Origin of the sequence: Anabaena sp. UHCC 0253 (assembly GCF_009712085.1) — a bacterium.
GTDB lineage: Bacteria > Cyanobacteriota > Cyanobacteriia > Cyanobacteriales > Nostocaceae > Dolichospermum.
Genome location: NZ_VILD01000009.1, coordinates 217,497 through 239,463 on the forward strand (window position 1 = coordinate 217,497; position 21,967 = coordinate 239,463).

Annotated in this window: 15 protein-coding genes and 2 pseudogenes; 5 read left to right on the forward strand and 12 right to left on the reverse strand. The window is 37.4% G+C overall.

The window, feature by feature from the left end; translation table 11 throughout:
• Together FJR38_RS22505 and FJR38_RS22510 are read right to left on the reverse strand one after the other, a co-directional pair.
• Positions 1–793: pseudogene (locus tag FJR38_RS22505) on the reverse strand (ATP-grasp domain-containing protein); the annotation flags it as partial.
• On the reverse strand, positions 784–1,272 hold the full coding sequence (locus tag FJR38_RS22510; RefSeq protein ID WP_168539515.1) for a pentapeptide repeat-containing protein: 489 nt from the start codon (positions 1,270–1,272) through the stop codon (positions 784–786). The pseudogene FJR38_RS22505 and the gene FJR38_RS22510, both read right to left, overlap by 10 nt.
• A gap of 483 nt (positions 1,273–1,755) precedes the next feature.
• Between FJR38_RS22510 and FJR38_RS22515 the strand changes: the two genes are divergently transcribed.
• Positions 1,756–2,079, forward strand: a complete 324-nt coding sequence (locus FJR38_RS22515) for a hypothetical protein (RefSeq protein WP_168492537.1) — start codon at positions 1,756–1,758, stop codon at positions 2,077–2,079.
• Between the two features lie 563 nt (positions 2,080–2,642).
• Positions 2,643–4,304: a diguanylate cyclase domain-containing protein gene (locus tag FJR38_RS22520; protein WP_371418269.1), complete on the forward strand. Its 1,662-nt coding sequence runs from the start codon at positions 2,643–2,645 to the stop codon at positions 4,302–4,304.
• Positions 4,305–4,403: 99 nt separating this feature from the next.
• Here FJR38_RS22520 and mutS read toward each other — a convergent pair whose 3' ends face one another.
• On the reverse strand, positions 4,404–6,995 hold the full coding sequence (mutS, locus tag FJR38_RS22525; protein ID WP_168539517.1) for a DNA mismatch repair protein MutS: 2,592 nt from the start codon (positions 6,993–6,995) through the stop codon (positions 4,404–4,406).
• Positions 6,996–7,072: 77 nt separating this feature from the next.
• Entirely contained in the window at positions 7,073–8,380 is a 1,308-nt protein-coding gene (locus FJR38_RS22530; RefSeq protein WP_168539519.1) for an aminopeptidase P N-terminal domain-containing protein, read from the reverse strand.
• A gap of 386 nt (positions 8,381–8,766) precedes the next feature.
• Between FJR38_RS22530 and FJR38_RS22535 the strand changes: the two genes are divergently transcribed.
• Positions 8,767–10,005 carry a VCBS repeat-containing protein gene (locus FJR38_RS22535; protein ID WP_168492533.1) on the forward strand — a complete coding sequence of 413 codons (1,239 nt, stop codon included), beginning with the start codon at positions 8,767–8,769 and terminating at the stop codon, positions 10,003–10,005.
• Between the two features lie 307 nt (positions 10,006–10,312).
• On the opposite strand, the gene FJR38_RS22545 is transcribed toward FJR38_RS22535, so the two are convergent.
• The 7 genes and pseudogenes from FJR38_RS22545 to FJR38_RS22575 all read right to left on the reverse strand — a co-directional run bounded on the left by FJR38_RS22545 (position 10,313) and on the right by FJR38_RS22575 (position 16,628).
• A complete protein-coding gene (locus FJR38_RS22545; RefSeq protein ID WP_168539521.1) occupies positions 10,313–11,080 on the reverse strand; it encodes an MBL fold metallo-hydrolase in 768 nt (255 codons plus the stop codon).
• Positions 11,081–11,093: 13 nt separating this feature from the next.
• Positions 11,094–11,681 (reverse strand): aminodeoxychorismate/anthranilate synthase component II, encoded by a 588-nt coding sequence (locus tag FJR38_RS22550; RefSeq protein ID WP_168492530.1) that lies wholly within the window; start codon positions 11,679–11,681, stop codon positions 11,094–11,096.
• A gap of 130 nt (positions 11,682–11,811) precedes the next feature.
• Positions 11,812–12,267, reverse strand: coding sequence for a diacylglycerol kinase family protein (locus FJR38_RS22555; protein WP_168492529.1), 456 nt, complete (start codon positions 12,265–12,267; stop codon positions 11,812–11,814).
• Positions 12,268–12,410: 143 nt separating this feature from the next.
• Positions 12,411–12,938 carry an rRNA maturation RNase YbeY gene (gene ybeY, locus FJR38_RS22560; RefSeq protein ID WP_168539523.1) on the reverse strand — a complete coding sequence of 176 codons (528 nt, stop codon included), beginning with the start codon at positions 12,936–12,938 and terminating at the stop codon, positions 12,411–12,413.
• Between the two features lie 13 nt (positions 12,939–12,951).
• Positions 12,952–13,107: a DUF3285 domain-containing protein gene (locus tag FJR38_RS22565; protein WP_168492525.1), complete on the reverse strand. Its 156-nt coding sequence runs from the start codon at positions 13,105–13,107 to the stop codon at positions 12,952–12,954.
• A gap of 108 nt (positions 13,108–13,215) precedes the next feature.
• Positions 13,216–14,329 (reverse strand): peptide chain release factor 2 gene (gene prfB, locus FJR38_RS22570; protein WP_168492524.1). Its coding sequence is split into 2 segments (ribosomal slippage): positions 13,216–14,256 and positions 14,258–14,329, totalling 1,113 coding nucleotides; the frame shifts between segments, so codons are not numbered across the junction.
• Positions 14,330–14,568: 239 nt separating this feature from the next.
• Positions 14,569–16,628: pseudogene (locus tag FJR38_RS22575) on the reverse strand (tetratricopeptide repeat protein).
• Positions 16,629–16,747: 119 nt separating this feature from the next.
• On the opposite strand from FJR38_RS22575, the gene FJR38_RS22580 reads away from it, so the two are divergent.
• Positions 16,748–17,449 carry a rhomboid family intramembrane serine protease gene (locus FJR38_RS22580; protein WP_168539524.1) on the forward strand — a complete coding sequence of 234 codons (702 nt, stop codon included), beginning with the start codon at positions 16,748–16,750 and terminating at the stop codon, positions 17,447–17,449.
• A 112-nt stretch (positions 17,450–17,561) separates the two neighbouring features.
• Positions 17,562–18,530 carry a diguanylate cyclase gene (locus FJR38_RS22585; RefSeq protein WP_168492519.1) on the forward strand — a complete coding sequence of 323 codons (969 nt, stop codon included), beginning with the start codon at positions 17,562–17,564 and terminating at the stop codon, positions 18,528–18,530.
• Here the strand turns inward: FJR38_RS22585 and FJR38_RS22590 are convergent.
• Positions 18,512–21,871: a PAS domain S-box protein gene (locus tag FJR38_RS22590; RefSeq protein ID WP_168539526.1), complete on the reverse strand. Its 3,360-nt coding sequence runs from the start codon at positions 21,869–21,871 to the stop codon at positions 18,512–18,514. The two genes, FJR38_RS22585 and FJR38_RS22590, sit on opposite strands and share 19 nt — an antisense overlap.
• Between the last annotated feature and the right edge of the window lie 96 nt (positions 21,872–21,967).

A 21,967-nucleotide genomic window follows, 5' to 3' on the forward strand; every position in this document is an offset into this window, starting at 1 on the left:
TGCTATTTCATTAACTAGGATTTTACCATCAGCAGTGAGAAATAATTCAATGCCCAAGACTCCTATATATTGGAGGCTATTTAATAGTTTATGAGCGATCGCTTCAATTTCTAAACTTTGTTCTTTGGTAATTATAGCTGGTGCAATTACCCCATCTACATACCTGTTCTTCTTGGAAAGTTTCTACCGCTGGATAGATGACAATTTCCCCATTCACAGAACGGGCTGCAATTATCGCTAATTCTTTAGTAAAAGGAACAAATTCTTCTACTAAAAACTGGGTATTGCTGTGATTAATGATTTTGGATAAAGCTGAAAAATCGGGAATGATAAAAGTTCCTTGACCATCATATCCATGTCTTCGCGCTTTGAGAACAACAGGAAAACCCAAATCTGCAATTTTAGATTCTATATCTTTTTCCCCTGGTAATGCAAAAAACTGGGGAACTGGTAAACCTAAATCTCGTAAATAGCAACGTTGCTCATATTTATCTAACAGAGGTGCTAAAGCTGCTAATTGAGGACGAAAACAAACACCTTTTTTTTCGAGTTGAGATAATGCCGCCAGGTTGACAAACTCATTTTCAAAAGTAATAATATCACATTTTGTTGCTAAAATTTCCGTAGCAGCAGCATCATCAACTGCGGCAAAAATGCTATCTTTGGCAATAGATACAGCAGGATCATTTTGACTAGGAGTTTGGACTATTAATTCTACTCCCAGCTTTTTTGCTGCATCTCCCATCATCCAAGCCAGTTGTCCACCACCAATTATACCAAGTTTTATTGACATCCTAACGACTCACGAGTTTCTACACCAGTTTGGGAATTTACACCACTGGCTTTTTGACATAGTTCTTTAATTTGCGCTTTATCTAGAATTGCATCTGAAAAATCTGCACCTGCAATATTAACATCTGTAAAGATAGTGCGGAATAAAATAGCTTCTACTAAAACAGCATTACTTAAATCAGCGCCTATTAATTTTACCTCATTCACCATTGCATTTGTTAAATCTGCTCCATGTAAATTGGCTTTAGTCATGACTGAAGCACTTAAAACTGCTCCTCGCAAGTCCGCACCCTCAAAATTGGCCATTTCCAGATTAGCATTAGAAAATTCTGCTGCTTGTAAACTTTGTCCTGAAAAATCTTGTCTTGACAACTCTGCATTACTAAATGATAAAGGATGAGTCCAGTCTGCTAATGCTGGTTGTGCTATGCACCAAACCATAATTACTAAAATCAATCCTACGGCTTTTTGCCAAAACATAGCTGATAAGTCCAAGTTACTAATTATCTAGTTTAATCTGGGCGTGGCTGATTAAATATATGAATATTTTTCACGCAAAGGCGAGGCAGCGCGGTCTTGGGGGTTTCCCCCATGAGTGACTGCCGTCGCAGAGGCGCAAAGAATCAGGGTTGCAAAGGTTGAATTTTCCGATTTGATATTTTAATCAAGTTGTTGGTGATCAAATTTTCATTGATTCAGGATCTGTGTATTTACAATTATTCATTAAGTTTGATTACAAGTAAAGTTTATTATCTTTTGAAGTTCACTGTTAAAAACTACTGTTAATCTGTTAATTATGGTCATAGCTGTGAAAGCAAGATTTCTAATATGGATAAAATGTTTAATCAATATCCAGAATCATGACTTTAAAGTTAATGTTATTGCTAACAGTGATCTGACTAAAAATTTTTAAGTTATTGAAATTGACGAAAGGCACACACAAAAGGCAAAATTGGTATTTCTATGATGAATCATTACTCTATTCAATGGATTGAAGCATGGTGCTTAGAAAACGGCTGGACAGATTTATTTATGGAGAGACGTGACAACTATTGGGCGTTTCCTCCTGGTGGAGTTATGCCAGAACCAATCCCCATGAATGTGTTGAGAGTAATTAAAGAAGAAAATGGATTCACCAATCAAGAAATGTATTGGGCTTGTGCGGCCATATCTACTACTATCTTAGCAGTGATTTACACCTTTTGGTTTAAATGTCCGATTCCTTTAGTTTTATCTTTTGCGTTTAATGCTGTCACAGTGGCACAATTTGAACCAGATGATGCCTAGTACCACAGTGCGGAATTAAAAATTAATAATTAATAATTAAAAAAGTAGATTACATAAGCTTTTAATCAATTTTTAATTGTTAGTTATTTTCGCCAAATTGAAAATATTCTTGATTTGTAAGTTGGGTTTTTTATGTCAATCCAATTTACAAAAAATGGCGCAATTATTGCTAAAAAATTAATTTTAACTGCTTTTGTTGAGACTTTTCACAAGAGCAGTTTTTGTTTGCAAGGGGAGATTCTTCAAACTGTTAATTTTATTATAAGTAACTAGTACCGCAGGGCGGAATTAAAAATTAAAAATTAAAAAAGCAGATGACACAAGCTTTTTGAGAATTCTTAATGGTTGGTTTACTTACGCCGTTGTGTACTAGACAAAAATAAATCAACTTAGATTAAGTGTAGTAAGGGCTGAAGCCCTTAAATGAGGACTAAAGTCCTCACTACAAACCTGCGTTTTTTTCCCATGATTGTTAGCCTATCAGTGATTGTATAAAAGTTGCAAAGGTGCAGGCGATCGCTTAAATTAGATACAAGAGTAATCTAATTTTTACAGAAACATCAGTGACCAAAAAATATTGGCTATTACAATACCTGCGGCGTAATCCTGCGGGAAAGGAAGCTATACTTAGCCTCTTCAAGAGAATAAAGTTATCTATTCCTGGTTGGATAGCTATGTTCATAGTTACTTGTTTGCTAAAATTAGGAATTTTCCAACCATTGGAATGGATGACATACAACAACCTATTTCGACTACGGGGAAATACTAACTGGAATCAGCAGGTAGTAGTAGTGACAATAGATGAAAAAAGTTTGGCAGAGTTTAAACATTTTCCTTGGAAAAGAACCAGATATATAGAGTTATTAAATGTACTGAATACAGCCCAGCCAAATGTAGTTGTTTTTGATATTATTTTTTCTGATTCTAGCCTCAATGATGCCGCCTTAGCAAAAGTCATGCAGCAACATGGAAATGTAGTTCTAGCACAAGCTTGGGATACCCAAGGAGAACCTTGGTTTCCTGTAGCTGAATTGGAAGCAGCCGCTATTACCACAGGGCATATATTGGGAGCAAAAGATGGAGATGGTATGATCCGGAAAATACAGCCTTTAATTAATGGTATTCCCGCATTAGGAATTGCCGCTATCCAAGCTTATGGAATTTTTACGGAAATACCTCAATTTCCTAATTTACAACAGCCATTGTTGATTAACTGGCCAAGTCAGGTAAATCAAATGCCTCATTACTCATTTGTTGATGTAGTGCAGGGAAAAGTATCAGCCAATATATTTAAAAATAAAATTGTCTTAGTAGGAGTTACTGCTCCGGGTATTGATGTTTTAGTCACACCCTTTAATTATGATCCACCGACAGGAGGAGTTTACTTACACGCAGCTTTTATTAGTAATTTATTTGAGGATAATTTTTTACATATCTTTCCGGCTGGGGCATGGATCATCTTATTCCTATTAGCAGGTCCTCTATGGAGTTTAGTAATTGTTCGTTGGTATTCTCGGAAAAAATTAGGATTTTGTATAGGGCTATATGTAATCTGGCAACTGTTCAGTTTGCTCATGTTAAAAATAAATTATTGGCTACCTGTTGCTGCACCAATAACTTTATTAGCAATGACTACAGGAATTGTTATTTGGCAAGATGATCTCAAACTCAAAGCAGAAAATCAAACTCTCCAACATCTTGTTAATTATGACGGACTCACGCAAATTCCCAACCGTCGCCGATTTGATGAATATTTTCAGCAGGAATGGAGACGTATGGCTAGGGAAAATTCCTCAATTTCTCTAATTTTATGTGACGTAGATTTTTTTAAACTATATAACGACACTTACGGACATCAAGCCGGAGATAGTTGTTTACAAAAAGTGGCTCAAGCTATGACTAAAGCTATTAAAAAACCTAGTTATTTAGTAGCACGATATGGAGGAGAAGAGTTTGCGGTAATTTTGCCGAATACAAACATGGAAGAGGCGATACTTGTAGCTGAAGAAATTCGTTCTCAAGTTCAAAAATTGGCAATTTCCCATACAACTTCCCAGATAAGTCATCAAATTACAGTCAGTTTAGGAGTTGCTATTATGATTCCTGCTGCTGATATTCCGGCTGCATTTCTCATTAAAACAGCAGATGATGCACTTTATCAAGCAAAAAGAGCAGGACGCGATCGCTTTTGCATCATTACTTCTCAAGATTTAGGTTTAAACTAGTACCGCAGGCCGGAATGAAGAATGAAGAATGAAGAACATTTTATCTTCTCCTTCCTATTCCCTGTCACCTGTAACCTGTAACCTGTCACCTTCTTCTAACTACTCTAAATTCTGTAAACCCATAGCTATTTTACTGTGTTTTTCGATTTGTCCCATTACCTGTTTTGCTCTTTTAATTACCACTGGGGGTAAACCCGCTAACCTTCCAGCTTCTATCCCATAGGATTTATCAGCACCACCGGGTTGAACTTGATGTAAAAAGATAATTTGATCAGGTAATTCTTTCACAGTAACTTGATAATTTGCCACATTAGAAATAATAGTAGCCAATTCATTTAACTCATGATAATGAGTGGCAAAAATCGTCCGCGATTTAATATCAACTGCTAAATATTCCGCCACAGCCCAAGCAATTGATAAACCATCAAAAGTTGCAGTTCCTCGACCAATTTCATCTAACAAAACCAACGATTTCGCAGTTGCATGATTGAGGATATTTGCAGTTTCATTCATTTCCACCATAAACGTAGATTGACCAGTAGCCAAATCATCCACCGCACCCACACGAGTAAAAATGCGATCGCACACCCCTAATTTAGCCGACCTAGCAGGAACAAAACTACCCACCTGTGCCATCAACTGAATTAAACCCACCTGCCTTAAATAACAACTCTTCCCACTCGCATTTGGACCCGTCAAAATCACCAAATCAGGATAGGATGTCTTCTTCCCTTCTTCCTTCGTGTCCTTCGCTCCTTCGTGGTTCATTCCTCCTAATCCAGTAGAATTAGGCACAAAAAACCCAGCAGGTAAAGACTGTTCCACCACCGGGTGACGACCATCAATCACGTTAATCTCCCGTCCTGTCAGCATTTCCGGGCGACAGTAACCTTGATGAACAGCCAATTCCGCCAAACCACATAATACATCACAGGCAGCTACCGCACGGGCAATATTCCGAATAATTTCGGCGTGAGAACCCACCTCATCCCGTAATGCGTCAAAAATCTCATATTCCAACTGATTTAAATCATCTCGCGCTGTAAGAATTCGCGCTTCTCGTTCTTTCAAATCAGGAGTAATGTAACGTTCCTCATTTGTCAGAGTTTGTTTACGAATGTAATTATCAGGAACTTGGTCAGATTTACTGCGGGAAATACTGATATAATAACCAAAAGTTTTATTAAATCCTACCTTCAAAGTCGGGATTCCCGTTCTCGTTCTTTCATCAACTTCTAAGTTTGCAATCCATTGTTGATCACTTTCTACAGTAGCCTTTCTTTCATCCAAAAGCGGATTAATTCCCGCGCGAATTAAACCACCTTCCTTTAACTGGATGGGTGGTGATTCTACGATATGAGCGTGTAATTTTTCTGCTATTTCTTCTAGGATCGGCGGGACTTTTTGCAAAGCTTTTAAGAACGGAGAACGAGCATCGGCAACCAAGCGCGATAATTCTGGTAAACGGGAGAAAGAATCAGCTAAAGCCATTAAATCCCGTGCATTAGCTCTACCAGAAGCGGCTCTGACTGTTAATCGTTCTAAATCGTAGATTTGCCTTAATAACTGCCGCAAATCTTGACGCAAAGGCGTATTTTCAACTAATTCTTCAATGGTATCTTGGCGTGATTTAATCCCTTTAATTTCTAGTAGCGGTTGTAACAACCATCTTCTTAAAGCCCGGCTGCCCATTGCGGTGCTAGTTCTATCTAAAGCCCATAATAGAGAACCGTGAAATGTACCATCGCGGACGGTTTGGGTGATTTCTAGGTTACGGCGGGTTTGATGATCGACAATTAAATAATCAGTTAATGTATAGGTGCGTAATAATTGGATCGAGACTGGATTGGCTTTTTGCGTATCTTCGATGTATTCCAAAAGACCACCAGCGGCGCGAACTGCCAGAGGAAGATGTTCGCAACCAATACCTTCAAGCGATCGCAGTTTGAATTTCTGTAATAATTTACTTCTAGCTTCGGTTTGGGAAAAGGGAACTTGCGATCGCAAACTATAACAGAATGAAGGTGGTAAACATTGGGGCAGAGATGGCGAAGTTTCCCCAGGACGTAGTAAACTACCTAAATCGGGGGCGTTCGTGGGCAACAGCACTTCCGAAGGTTGCAATCGCATTAACTCTTGCGTCAAGTGTTCTAAATCACTCCCTTGAGATGTGAGAAATTCTCCAGTTGATATATCTGCGTAAGCTAAACCCCAATGATTAACCGCAATTACCACAGCGGCTATATAATTATTACGACTGGCTTTGAGCATTCCCTCTTCCAGTAAAGTCCCTGGGGTAAGTATGCGCGTTACTTCCCGTTTAACTAAACCAATCGCATCAGCCGAGTCTTCTACTTGATCACAAATCACCACAGCGTAACCTTTTTCTACCAGGAGGGTTGTGTAGCGTTCCCAAGCGTGATGGGGTACACCTGTCATGGCGACGCGACCCACTTCACCACCATGTTTACTGGTTAAAACTAATTCTAATTCTCTAGAGACGGTTACAGCATCTTGGAAAAAAGTTTCAAAAAAGTCACCTACCCTGTACAACAGCAAAGCATGAGGATGTTTATCTTTTACCTCTACATAGTGCTGGTACATTTTACTCAGCTTGCTACGATCTTCTACCAGATTTGTATCGGTAATAGGTGTATTTGGTGGCTGGGGTTCTGGTGTGGAAGTCGTCATGGTAGATGCGGAGAATTTAGGCACTAATTAGGCACTCTATCCGATCATAGCGTGATGTGAGAAATCCGGGCTAAAGTTTATTTTTCTAAATCTTTGACTTCCTTGGGAACTCCCGCAGTTAGTACCTCATTTCCTTCTGGGGTAACTAATACATCATCTTCAATGCGAATTCCAATCCCTACCCAACGGGGGTCAATTTCGGGTTGGTCTTCTGCGGGTTTGGTGTCGGGTACTATATAAAGTCCGGGTTCTATTGTTAGCACTTGGCCTGGTTGTAAAATCTGCGGGTTTTCTCCATGTTGATAAACTCCTACGTCATGCACATCTAAACCTAACCAATGACTGGTACGGTGCATATAAAAGGGTTTATATTTTTCCTCAGCGATTAATTTATCAATTTCCCCTTTCAGCAAACCCAGTTCTACTAATCCTTCTGTCAATATCCGCACGGCTGTATTATGAGGTGCATGGAAGGAGTTACCTGGTTTTACTGCTGCTATTGCTTGTTTTTGTGCTTCTAATACAATTTCATATAATGCTTTTTGTTCTGGTGTGAATTTACCACTAATGGGAAATGTCCGAGTAATATCGGAGTTGTAATAACCATAAGCGCAACCAGCATCAATCAATAGCAAGTCATTTTCTTGCATTTGACAATTATTTTCGATGTAATGCAAAACGCAAGCATTCTTACCAGAGGCGACAATGGAAGGATAAGCAGGTCCCATTCCACCACGGATTCGGAAAATATGTTCTATTTCTGCTTGGATTTCGTATTCATAACGTCCAGGTGCAGTATTTTGTAAAGCATGATTATGAGCTTCTACAGCAATTTCTACAGCTTGACGCATCAAGTCTAATTCTGTTTTACTTTTATGTAATCTCAAACTGTGGAGGACAATACTAGGATCAGCGATCGCAGTTGGACCTGTACCGCGCTTGGGATAGGTTCGCAGTAAATTTTGGTAATGTTTGAGGATTTTGTCATTAAAAGAGCGATCGCGCCCTAAATGATAGTATATGCGATCGGCTTTTTCTAAATATTGTGGTAACTTCTCATCTAGTTCGGCTATGGGGTAAGCTGCATCAGCACCATAAAATTCCTTCGCTGCATCTATTCCACAGCGATAACCACTCCAAACTTCTTTTTCTCGATCTTTGGGTTGGACAAATAATATAAACCGATGTTCTGCGTGATGGGGTGCTAATACTGCTACTGCGTGGGCTTCATTAAAGCCAGTTAAGTAAAAGAAATCACTATCTTGACGGTAAACATACTCGACATCGTTGTGCATTACTGCTGTTGGCGCACTTCTAAAAATCGCTGTACCGCTGCCTATTTTCGCCATTAACTGCTCACGACGTTGCCGATATTCTGTTTGCATAGCTAATTTATTGATAGTATTGTTTTTTGCTTTAACAATTATAGACTACAGAGAAATGTGCCAGGAAAATTGCTAATTTCAGTTATTTTAGCCAATTTTTAATTTAGTGGACTATGGCAATTTTCGCAAATCTTTGAGAACTTCTCTAAATGAAATTGTCATTAAAACAGGATTTCATCATTAAATAATGACATGAATAGAAAATAAAATATTTTTAGATTGCTCAAATATTACTTTTAATTTTAAATGTTAGTGTGCATGAACATTATGAAAATATCTACAAATAATGACATTCAACAAAAATAATTAAACAAATGTTTTCTGTTTACAGAATCTTCATAGAAATCAAATTAAAAATGGATATTAATTACTAATAAAAACACATCATGCCTGATCAATCACCCTTATCTTTAAATACAAGCAATTGGGGTTTACAATCCCTTGAAAAATCAAAATCTTTGACAACCTCTCTTGATCAATCATCTCCTATAAGTTCTGCACCTCAAGCACAAGAAGACCCATTCTTACCAATAAATCCATTAGATCAATTACCTCCTATTGGCGGCAGTGCTAACCCCAATCCTAATCCTTATTTAACCAGTGCAGCCGTTGTTCCTGATTTCAACGGTGATGGTAAAACCGATAAACTTTGGGTAAATGTCCAAACTGGTGAAATTTTGGTTCGCCTAATGGACGGAACAAAAGTTATGGAACAGGCTTCTTTAGGTCAATATGATTTAAATGTCTGGACTTATAACATTGCTGATTTTAACAGCGATAATAAGACTGATTTTTTATTACGTAATCAACAAACTGGTGAGAATGTAGTTGTGCTAATGGATGGCGCAAGAGTCTCTAGTTTCCTAGCTTTAGATCGAGTTGATCCAGGTTGGAGTGCGAATATTGGCGATTTCAATGGCGATCGCAAAACTGACATCTTCTGGCATAATGCAACTACTGGCCAAAATGCTATTTGGGAAATGGATGGAACAACAGTAGTTAGTGCAACCGTTCTCGACACCACAGAGCTAGGTTTGACTGCAAGCATTGTTGATTTCGACGCAAATGGCAAGAGTGACATTTTCTGGCGTAACGACACAACCGGCACAAATAGTGTTTGGTTTATGGATGGTAGCCAAGCCACCAAGTATGATTTACAATCACAAGATTCTTCTTGGACTTATAGCTTAGGCGATTTCAACGGCGACTGGAGAACAGACCTTCTGTGGCGCAATACCGCCACCGGTGAGAACAAAATTTGGACAATGAATGGCATTTTTGTGACTGAGGGTGTTGTCAGCACACTAGATGCAGCTTGGAGTGCTAATATTGGCGATTTTAATGGCGATGGTAAAACTGACATCTTCTGGCATAATGCGACTACTGGCGCAAATACCGCTTGGTTGATGGATGGTACAGCAGTCAGTTCTGAAGCTTTCCTACCCAGCAATACCCCCGGTTTGACAGCATCTTTGGGTGATTTCAACGGTGATGGTAAGACCGATATTTACTGGCGTGATCAACAAACATCCGCAGATTTCATCTGGACTATGGATGGAACTCTAGCAACAGAAACTCCTGTTGCTGATACAGAGAAGCTGACTCCAGAATGGTATACAGCTTGATCTAGTAATTGACAATTGACAATTGACAATTGGTAATTGGTGATTGGTAATTGGTAATTGGTAATTGGTAATTGGTAATTGGTAATTGGGAAAACCTACCAATATTTTTTGAACTGTTCAGCGTAGGTTGGGTTGACGTATGTTACCCAACTTTTTTGGTGCAAAATGTTCGCGTTTATTAAAAAGAAACCCATTGACAAGCACGGCTGGATATGATATGCTAAAATTGATAAGGAAGAACTATCACGCAAAAAATAAGTAATTGATAGTCTGGTTGGGTTTTCTGCTATCAACCCAACCAACAATTTTAAAATTTATAACTCAGAACCTGTATTTCGGTATTTTCTGGCAAACTCTTGGCATTAACTACTAGAGAGTCATTATTACTCCGGCGGATATTAACACCCTGCATCAAAGCCAGAAAATCATCTACTGGGGTAATATCACACTGGTTAGCATCAGCAGCTTGGGTGCGGTAATGGGTGGGAATGACTAACTTAGGATTTAAGACCTCGATCGCTTGTTTTGCCTCTTGGGCATTGTAAGCTTTAGCACTGCCTCCCACGGGAATAAATAACACATCGGGGCGACCCATCAGAATTTTTTGTTCTAGGGTAATTGGTGAAGCAGATCCCCCTAAATGAAGCATATTAATTCCCCCTTTGGTCAGTTTCCAAACCACATTTTTTCCAAATCGTCTGCCTCCATTGCGATCGTGATCTGTGGTAATTCCCTGAAACTTCAAACCCCTAAAATCATAAACTCCAGCTTGATAAACTAATTTAGGATTTCCTGGTAGTTGATCTACTGCACCTTCATCCAAAAGTTGACTGCTAATTAATACCAAATCAGCCGCTACTTTTGGGGGACGATACTTAGCAGTACACCCCAAAGTCCGAAAGGGATTAATGAGTGTTTTTATATTCCCAGCAGTTAATAAAAAGCAAGTATGACCTAACCACTGAATTGATACACCGCTAGATTGGGCATTTACTGGCACGTGAGAACTTAAATTAGTAACTACAGCCGTTACTAAACCCGCCCCAGCATAGCCTATCAATTGTCGTCGTTTCATTTACACTCTCGCTTTACAAAGTTCGCAGAAAATTTCGCAGCAATTCCTTACCTAAAGAAGTAAGAACACTCTCTGGATGAAACTGGACTCCTTGAATGTGAGGATAGTTCCTGTGTCTCACGCCCATAATTGTGCCATCTTCTACCCAAGCAGTGATTTCCAATACTTCTGGGCAAGTTTCGCGCTCAATGACTAAACTATGATATCTGGTAGCGGTCAAAGGATTTTCTAATCCTTGAAAAATTCCTATGCCTGTGTGAGATACCAAAGAGGTTTTACCGTGCATTAATTCTGGGGCAGAAACGATTTTACCACCGAAAACCTGACCTATACTTTGATGTCCTAAACACACCCCTAAAATCGGTAGTTTATCTCCCAATTGAGCGATCGCATTTAAGGAAATTCCCGCATCGTCTGGACGACCAGGACCAGGAGAAATCACCACTGCATCAGGGTTTAATGTCCTAATTTCATCAATAGTAATTTTATCATTCCGCACCACTTGGAGATCATTGGCAACTGGAAAATCTGCTGCTAATTCTCCCAAATACTGCACTAAATTATACGTAAAGCTATCGTAATTATCAATGACTAATATCACAATTTTTACCTAATCTTTTTAAACATATCAAAGACGTTCCCTCGGAACGTCTCTATTATTCACAATCTCAACAGTAATCATCGAACTCATCCAACAGAAAAAAGACTCAACAGCCTATTTCCTCATTTATCTAAAAACTAGATAGGATTAAAGTCGCTAAAGGAGGCAATAATAATGTAGCTGCGACCAATAATGCTACTAAAGCTGAAACAAGTACAGCACCAGCAGCGCAGTCTTTAGCGATTTTTGCCAACTCATGGTAAGACTGTTTTACCGTTAAGTCTACAATTGACTCAATGGCAGTATTTACTAACTCTAATGTCAAAACTAACCCGCTAGTAATAGCAATTATGGCTATTTCTACTGTTTCTAGACGTAAAAATACACTTAACCCAATAGCCAAGGCGCAGACGGCTACATGAATACGAAAATTACGTTGAGTCTGAAAACCATAGGTAATTCCAGCCCAAGCATACTTAAAACTAACAAATAAATTAGAGGCAATTTGCCAAGAAAGTTCCCTATCTTTGGACACAAGCGTTGGTAAGCTGTTATTGGTTGGTGATGACGAAACTTTTGGGGACATAGACAAAAAAATACGATATATGAAGGAGTGAGGATTTACCGATTTTCATAGCCAAATCAACTTTCAGGTAATTGTAGGCTATTTTTCATAGCCACACTATAAAGTAATTACCAAGATTTACAGTTATGAATATACATCTATTGCTACTCTAAGTTAATAATAATACCTATGTCTTTGAGTAATATAACTTGTTGATGTAGCATTTGCATCAAACTCTCTTCATCGGGATGATCCCAACCTAACAAATGCAATAAACCATGGGCTGTTAACCAAGCTAATTCTGTAGATAAGCTATGTTCTTGCTGTTGTGCCTGACGCTGTGCTGTATCTATAGAGACAATAATATCACCTAGATACAAAGGCATGGAAGCAAGCATTTCTTCACTTTGTGGAAAATCAGCTTCTAGAGATGCAAAAGCTAATACATCTGTAGGTTTATCCTGTTGACGATATTGGGAATTTAGGGTTTGAATTTCTGTGTCGGTTGTCAAACGCAAGCTAATTTCATAACTAGGTGCAGTTGGCAGATAAGTATGAAGAATTTCCAACCATTGCTGAAACCAGTTTTCCCAAGTTTCGGGAGAAATTGGGTAATTATCACTAATATTGACGGCTATGGGCGAAGAGTCGTCAACACAATTTTCTAAATATAATTCCACTTGTAGAGGCACAAGTTTTCCTCTCTTAGCGGGTAAGATATGCCAAACCCACGAGGACAGATAATAGTCCTACAGCAGTCAGGGCAAAGTGTTTGAGGGAAGTTCCACCTTTTCTCACCATGTTCCGCATGGCAAGTTTGACGTAGCTGGGTTGGGGGTCTGTGGCAGGAGATTTGTCCATAATTAATTCGTAATAATCTCTTTTATCACTGTAACAGGTTGTGGGGAAATGGGAAGAAGGATTGACCGTAGGGGCGGGGTCTCCCCGCCCATTTAGGAATCTCCCCTATTACACATCAACTAGCTGATTTTCTTGTCTAAGATAGGCTTGAATGAACAGATCAAGTTCACCATTCATGACATCGGTAACGGCTGTTGTTTCGATGTTTGTCCGTAAGTCTTTTACCATTTGGTAAGGGTGAAATACATAGTTACGGATTTGATTACCCCAAGAGGCTTCGACCATATCGCCGCGGATTTCGGCAATTTCTTGAGCGCGTTGTTCTTTAGCAATAACTAAGAGTTTGGCTTTAAGACGAGCAAGGGCTTTTTCTTTGTTTTGCAGTTGAGAACGTTCTTCTGTACAACGAACTGCTAAACCGGTGGGGAGGTGAACAATGCGGACTGCGGTTTCTACTTTGTTAACGTTTTGTCCTCCTTTACCACCGGAACGGGTGGTGGTAATTTCTAAATCCTTCTCTGGAATGTCTAATTTGACGGTGTTATCTATTTGCGGCATGACTTCGACTCCAGCAAAGCTGGTTTGCCGTTTTCCGTTCGCATTGAAGGGAGAAATTCGCACTAACCGGTGAGTACCCATTTCGGAACGCAAGTAACCATAGGCGTAACGTCCGGTAATTTCTAGGGTGGCGGATTTAATTCCGGCTTCGTCACCTTCTGATTCTTCTGCTAGGGTGACTTTGTAACCATGATCTTCTGCCCAACGGGTATACATCCGCATGAGCATAAATGCCCAGTCTTGCGCGTCTGTACCACCTGCACCTGCGTTAATTGTCAGAACTGCGCCTTGATCATCATAAAGCCCGGAAAGTAGTTGTTGTAATTCCCATTGGTCAAGCTCATGATTGAGTTTGGTAATGGTAGTTTCCGCTTCTTGCAATAGTGCTGTGTCGGTTTCTAATTCTAATAACTCAACGACTGCCCTGGTATCGTCTAAATGGGAATGCCACTGATAATACTGATCTAAATGGGATTTTAGATCATTGAGTTCTTGCAGGGTATTCTGTGCCTGGGTTTGATCTTCCCAAAATTCTGTTTGGGCTGAAATTTGTTCTAAGTCGTGAATTTTGGCTTTGAGTGCGGGTACGTCAAAGATAGTCCTGGGTTTTCCCCAGGCGACTAGACAATGTTTCGATTTCGCGTTTTAGTTCTAATACGTCCATAATTTTGGCTCAAGTGGAAATGACTTGAGATTTTTGTCAGATAAATTGTGATGTGTTTTGTATTTTAGATTTTACCTGGATTTTGGTAAAGTCTCAGGTTTTTTGAAAAAGGAGTCAGGAGGTAGGGGCGAAGCATTCGGGCGATAAATTATCGGTTTTTTCCCAAGTTTATTTTCCGAATGCTGATGCTTACAGCACGCTTCGCGAACGCCCGTACAGGAGAGAAGAAAAAGAAAGAATTAGAAGTTGAGGGGGAATTTAGGATTATTTTGGGCTTTTGTGCGGGCTTCTATGGCTTGTTGGTAGTCTGGTTTATATTCTATGGCTTTGTCGTAGGAAGCGATCGCCTGTTGGTATTGTTGCAAATTTAACAAGGCATTACCTCTACTGTACCAACTTTCCGCATGATTTGGTTTATAGCGGATTGCTTTATTGTAGGCGGCGATCGCCTCTTGATATTTTAATAACTTGTATTGGGTATTTCCTAAATTATACCATACTAAATAATCATTTCCTTTGATCGCGATCGCTTTATTATAAGATTCGATTGCCTCTGGATAACGTTTAACTTGATGTAATGCCCAGCCCCGATTATACCAAGCTTGATACTGTTGGGGATTATATTTAATTACTTGAGTAAAAGAATCAACTGCCTCTGGATATCTGCGTAATGTCATTAATACATGACTTCTTGATAACCAAGCTGCGGAGTTATTTGGGTTATGCTGCACGGCTTGATCGTAAGCTTGTAAAGCATATTCATAACGATTTAAATTAACTGAACAATTACCCAAGTTATACCAAGCTAATTCATGATCTGGTTTTAATTCTACTGTTTTTTTATAGGCGGCGATCGCTTCTTCATACTGTTTAATATTTTGTAAAGCTGACCCTTTTTGTACCATAATTCAAAATTGTCTGATTCTAAATTAATTGCTTGTTCATAAGCTTGAATGGCATTATTATATTGATTAATTTTTATAAAAATATCACCTTTTACTTGCCAAACTTGGGGGTTATCATTTTTTAGTTGTAAAGATTTATCAAAAGCGGCAAGTGCTTCTGAATAACGCTTGAGGCTGACTAAAACAAAACCACGATTAGTCCAAGCTTCTAAATAATTGGGTTGAATTTGAATAGCTTTCTCATAGGCTATTAAAGATTCTTGATATTTCTGTAACTGAAATAATGCTTTGCCTTTACCATACCAACCTTGATGATAATTCGGTTTAATATCTACAGCTTTTTCATAATTTGCTAAAGCTTCTTCATAACGTTGTAATTGAATCAATGTATTTCCCTGATTATATAATTCTGTAGCATTCTTATTATTAATACGATTGATGATATAAATTGATCCTATACTACCAATACCTAGCACAAACATTCCTAATACTAACTTCCAGAATATTCCTTTTTTGATTTTTATCTGCTTTGGTAAATGGGAAGGGGCAAAAACTATTGTTCCCGATGTGTTTTTATTTAATTTATGTAAATCTTGTAATGCTAATGTAGCTGAAGCATAACGTTGGCGAAAATCATAACATACCATTTGATTTAAAAATTGGGCAAATTCTGGAGATACATTGGCGTGATTTTGCCAAATAATTTCATTAGTTTCTGCATCTTTCTCTAATTGTTCGGGAGACAATCCGGTTAAAGATTGAATAGCAATAATTCCCAAAGCATAGATATCACTACTAAATTTTGGTGTGCCTTGTGCTTGTTCTCCAGGAGTATAACCTGGTGTGCCAATCGCAACCGTAGATTTAGTAATATCTGTAGAATTTACTAATTGAGTCGTGATTTGTTTGACTGCACCAAAATCAATTAAAATTAACTTACCATCTTGTTCACGTCTGAGAATATTCCGAGGATTGACATCACGATGAATTACCTTTTGTTGATGTACAAAGTCCAAAATTTCTAAAATTTCTTGTAACAAAGAAATTACCTGATCTTGAGTAAAAATTGTCCCAGGTTTTAATTCTTGACTGAGATCCTTACCAACAATAAGTTCCTGAACCAGATAGAATTCGGCATTTTCTTCAAAGTAAGCTAAAAGTTGAGGAATGCGATCGTGAATCCCTAACTTGTATAAAACTTGCGCTTCTGTGTCAAATAACCTTCTAGCTATTTCTAAAGTAGCAATATCCGTAGACTGAGGCTTGAGTTTCTTAACTACACACTGGGGTGAACCAGGTAGTTGAGTATCATTAGCAACATAAGTTTCTCCAAATCCTCCACCTCCCAGATAACTGGTAATTTGGTATCTGCCTACAAGTGTGTTTCCTAGCATCTCATTAGCCTATCTGACTATTATGTTACATTATGACAATCTTGCCACATAAAAATGAGGAGATGGGGAAAAATATTCATCAGTAGCTAAAAATCGAAAACCCAAATGTTAAAATTAAGATGATTCCTGTAGATGACAATATTCGCAGTTGGCAAAAGCCAATTATTAATTATTGGTTAATTGGGATTAACCTAGTGATATTTATCTGGGAAATTAAATTAGATACAACTAATGAATTAGGGTATTTAATTAATAATTTGGGTATCATCCCTGCTCAAATCAATCAAGCGATCGCTAATGCTTTTTTGAACAATTCTGCGGCTTGGGTAGTTGTATTTTGGCGATTTATTTCTCTTCCTGTATCGCTGTTTCTCCATGGCAGTTTTAGTCAATTTTTAGGTAACTTGCTTTTTCTATGGGTATTTGGAAAAACAGTAGAAGGTATTTTAGGACATAAACAATATTTACTACTTTACTTAACTGCTGGCTTTTTTTGTGGGATAGTCCAAATTATCTTATTATCAGATTTAACAATCCCTATAATTGGTGCAAATGGAGCTATTGCATCTATTTTAGGTGCATATATCATCAAGTTTCCCCAAGCAAAAATATATTCTGTTCTGGCTTTATTAATTTTGTACATACCTGTTGAATTGCCAGTTATTTTTTACTTATTTTGGTGGTTTATACAGCAGTTATTTTATGGAATAGGAAGTTTAAATATTTCAGGCAGTTTTTCTTTTTCTAATGTCAGTTACTGGGGACAATTTGCGGCTTTAGTTACGGGTGCAACTTTTATGAGACTGAGACAAAAACCTTAATGTTATAAATGATTTTTAAATGTTATATATAATTATAACATTTTTATTTATTCTGTGAAAATTCATTTTTTCAACAACAATAGCAACAAGCAAGGAAAAGGTTAAAAAATTTATGACACAACTTAATCCTGGGAATTGTTTGATTTTAGTGGTAGATGATGTATCACTAAATTTACAAATTATGTCAGAAGCATTAGAATCAGCAGGTTATGAAATTACTTTAGCTTCCAGTGGCAAACAAGCATTAGAACGAATGGAATTAGTTCGCCCAGATTTAGTGTTATTGGATTTAATGATGCCAGACATGAATGGTTTTGAGGTCTGTGATCAAATTAAATCTAACTTAACTTTAGCAGATATTCCTATTATTTTCATTACTGCTAGTAACGAACAAGAGCATATTTTACAAGCTTTTGATAAAGGTGCAGTTGATTATATAGTCAAGCCATTTAATACTTATGAACTTCTAGCTCGTGTTAGGACTCATTTAGAGTTGAGATATACACAAAATCAACTCAAGAAAATGCTAGAAGAGCAAAAAGAATTAGTTAAAAATTTAGAAAGATTGGCTAATACAGATTCATTAACAGGAGTTTGGAATCGTCGTTATCTTTTAAATTTAGCAGAACAAGAAACTCAACGTTGTCGAAGATATAATCGTCCTTTATCTGTACTAATGATTGATATCGATCATTTCAAAACTGTTAATGATACTTATGGACACGCTATAGGAGATGAAGTGCTAATTGTGATGACAGAAACTGTTATGAATTACTTACGTAATGTGGATGTTTTAGGAAGATTTGGGGGTGAGGAATTTGTGGCTTTGTTACCAGAAACTGATAGTAAAGCAGCAGTAATTACAGCGGAACGGATTCGAGAAAATATAGAACAAATAACTATTCCTGTGGATGGAAAATTAGTAGCAATAACAGTTAGTATTGGTGTGGGTAGCTATCAAAAAGGTGATGCAAATATTGATGTCCTGATTCAACGGGCTGACGAAGCACTTTATCAAGCTAAAAATCAGGGACGTAATCGAGTAATTGCCCATCATTTTCCTCAAGAAGTATATTCTTGAATAAGGGTTTTCTGCACACAGGGAAAATCATCAAGTATCTGCATAATTTTTTCTATATCAAAAGTATTTAAATTAGTTTTGAGATGCTCAACATAATCTGATAAAATTTGACAATCATAATGTTTCCCTAATTCTTGTAAGCGGTGAATAAATTGCCTTAATTCACGAATTTTCAGGGTTCTATGTAATGTGAACCAAACTTTTTCTTCTTCCTCTAATTTCAGCAGTAAATCTGGTAAATTAATTGGGCAGGTTAATGATATTTGGGCGATATTATTAGGAATAAAAGATTCTTGATTTGTTTGTTGCTGGACTACATGAGTTAATTTTAAATGTTTTTTTAGTTCAGTAAATAGTTGTTGACGATTAATGGGTTTACGTAAAAAGCCTTGACAGCTTTGCTCAAGTTCAAATTTCTCTTCTGATTGAGATGAAGCAGTCAAAATAACGATAGGAATATTTTGGGTATTTTGATCCTGTTTTAGATATTTTAATGCTTGTTTTCCATCCATTTTGGGCATTCTAATATCGAGTAAAATTACATCAGGATGATGTAGTTTAGTTAAATTAATTGCTTCCTCTCCATTCTCTGCAAATAAAAGAAAATGGTCAGTTCCTTGGAAGTATCCCTTCATTAATTCTCGATTTGATTCTATATCATCAACAACTAAAATTTTACTAGGTGAAAATTTGTTAAAATTATCGTCTTGACAAGAGGATGTAATTTTCTCGACCCCAGGATGAGGTTTGAGTTGAGGAAAAACAAACGTAAAAATACTACCTTCACCTAATTTACTTTGAATTGTGACTATTCCCGCCATCATGTTAATTAATTTGCGTGTAATTGTGAGTCCTAAACCTGTTCCCCCATATTTGCGATTACTTTGTCCATCACTTTGGATAAAGGCTTCAAAAATACTTTGTTGTTGTTTTCGATCAATGCCGATTCCTGTATCCTCAACAGTAATTTCTAGCCAGATATTTTCTTGATTATCTATATAATAGATTTGAGCCGATAGAGATATTTTTACATATCCATTGTCTGTAAATTTCAACGCATTACCAACAACATTAAACAAAATTTGGCGCAATCTAATTTCATCAACATAAATAGCTGTAGGGACTGTTTCTGCAATGTGGGAACAAAGGTTTATTCTCTTTTCAGTTGCTGTGGCTTGAAAAATATGGAGAATTTCTTGAATGAGCGATCGCAAATTCACTGGTTCATAATATAGTTCCAGTTTACCAGCTTCAATTTTAGAAAGATCAAGAATATCATTAATTAATCTCAGTAAAGTTCTGCCACTAGCAGCGATCGCTTCAACATAAAAACGGGAACGATCTTCCATGACTACCAATTGCAATAAATCTGCAAAACCGAGAATAGCATTCATCGGTGTGCGAATTTCATGACTCATATTAGCTAGAAATTCACTCTTAGCTCGGTTAGCAGTTTCTGCTTGTTGTTTTGCTTGCTCTAAAGCTGAATTTTTTAGTGTTAATTCTTCTCTTCTAGAAGTTTCTATTTCTAAGAAAGTAGCTTGAGCGATCGCAATTCCTACTTGAGCAGCTACAGCTTCTAACAATTCAATTTCCTCAGATGTCCATTCCCGAATTTTTGGCTTGATATCCCCTTGTTTCCAGCAATAATGTAAGGCTATGATGCCATTAGGTTTTCCTTGATAAGAAGTTTGAATAATTAGTAAAGACTGAATTTGGACTTGGTGACACAGAGAAATAACATTTTGCAATAATGGTTCATGATCAACATCAGGTGTAGCGATCGCCCGATCTGTTTTTAAAACTGCTTTCACATAAGGATTATCTCTGACAGGAATTGCTATTCCTTTTACTGATTTGTAATTACCACTTAAATATTCAGCCACCAAAGGTAAATTAGGTTCTGGTTCTACAATATAATTATGAATCAGACAGCGATTCACTGCAAAAGCCTGGCCAATTTGTAAAGCAGCAGTGTCGAAAATTTCCTGTGTTTTCAAGTTCTGGCGAATTTCATCGGTAATTTGCTTTAGTAACAACATTTTTTGAAATTGTTGTTGTAAAGTCGCTTCTGCTTTTCTGCGTTCACTAATATCTCGAATCACACTTAGTAATCCAATTTTATTACCCTGTTTGTCTTTGAGAATAGTTACCGATGATTCAACAAATATCTCTTCTCCATTTTGCTTGCGGTGAATATTTTCACCTTGCCAATAACCTATAGTATTTAAAGTTGTCAAAGCATCTGTTTCATCTGTTGATTTTATCCAACGATATTCATAACATTCATTTATTAATTTACCCAGTGCTGTCGTAGCCTTAATCCCATACTGTTTTTCCGCAGCACTATTCCAATGAATGATGCGGTTGTTGCTATCAATTGCCACTACTGCATCACTCACTTGGGCTAATAACTGAGCTTGAAATTTGACTTGTTTTTCGGTTTCTTGACGCTGGGTAATATCTAAAATGACAGCTAAAAAGACTTCTTTACCCAAATTTTTCATCAATTGTAGATGAACTTCCACAGGATATAAACTACCATTTGCACGTTGATGAATAGTCTGAAATTGGATAATTTTTTGTTCACCAATTATTAAAGGAGTAATTAAAGATTGAAATTTCTCTATTGTCATCTCTGTTTTTAGATCCAGAGGAGTCATTTGTTGGATTTCTGCCAAAGAGTAACCTAAGTTTTGCAGCGCCCCTTGATTAACATACCGAAAAACTAATGTTTTGGCATCAAAAACGTAAATTTCATTTAAACTAGCTTCCAGAAGATTTGACAGATAAACTCGCTCTGCTTCCACCTCTAGACTGGCACTCATATCTTCAACAAAATATGTAAATCTGGGTAAATTATAATTACCGCTGCCAATATAATTAACTGTAGCCGATAAATATTTAGGAATACTATTAACAGTTAGCTGATACTCAAAGCGAACATATTTACCAGTCCGTTGACTCTCTTGATAATGTTCTATCCATTTGCGAATATCTTCTTGATCGCTACCTGCTTGACTGCAAGATTTATTGAGAATATTCTCTGAAGTCGTTTCTAAAAATCTAGCCGTAGTTGAGTTATTAGATAAATGGCGAATATCATTATTTAGTAATTCCACCACACCCATCATCATTAGTGCAGAATCATAAAAACTACGCAATATAGCGTCCTTTTCTTCTATTGCTGCTTCCGCTTGTTGTAAACGTTGATTAACAGCCTCTAATTCCGCAGTTTGTTGTGCTACTTTAGCTTCAAGTTCAACATTGGTATTGAAGACTTGCACTAATGCAGAATATAAACAGTGTAGCAACTGCTGATAAAATTTATGTAAGTGCATTTTTTCAGCAAAATTATACAATAACCAATAAATATAGGGTGCGTCAAGAATTATCTTCCTAACACACCCTAAAAACTGGAAATTTTTTCAAAATTG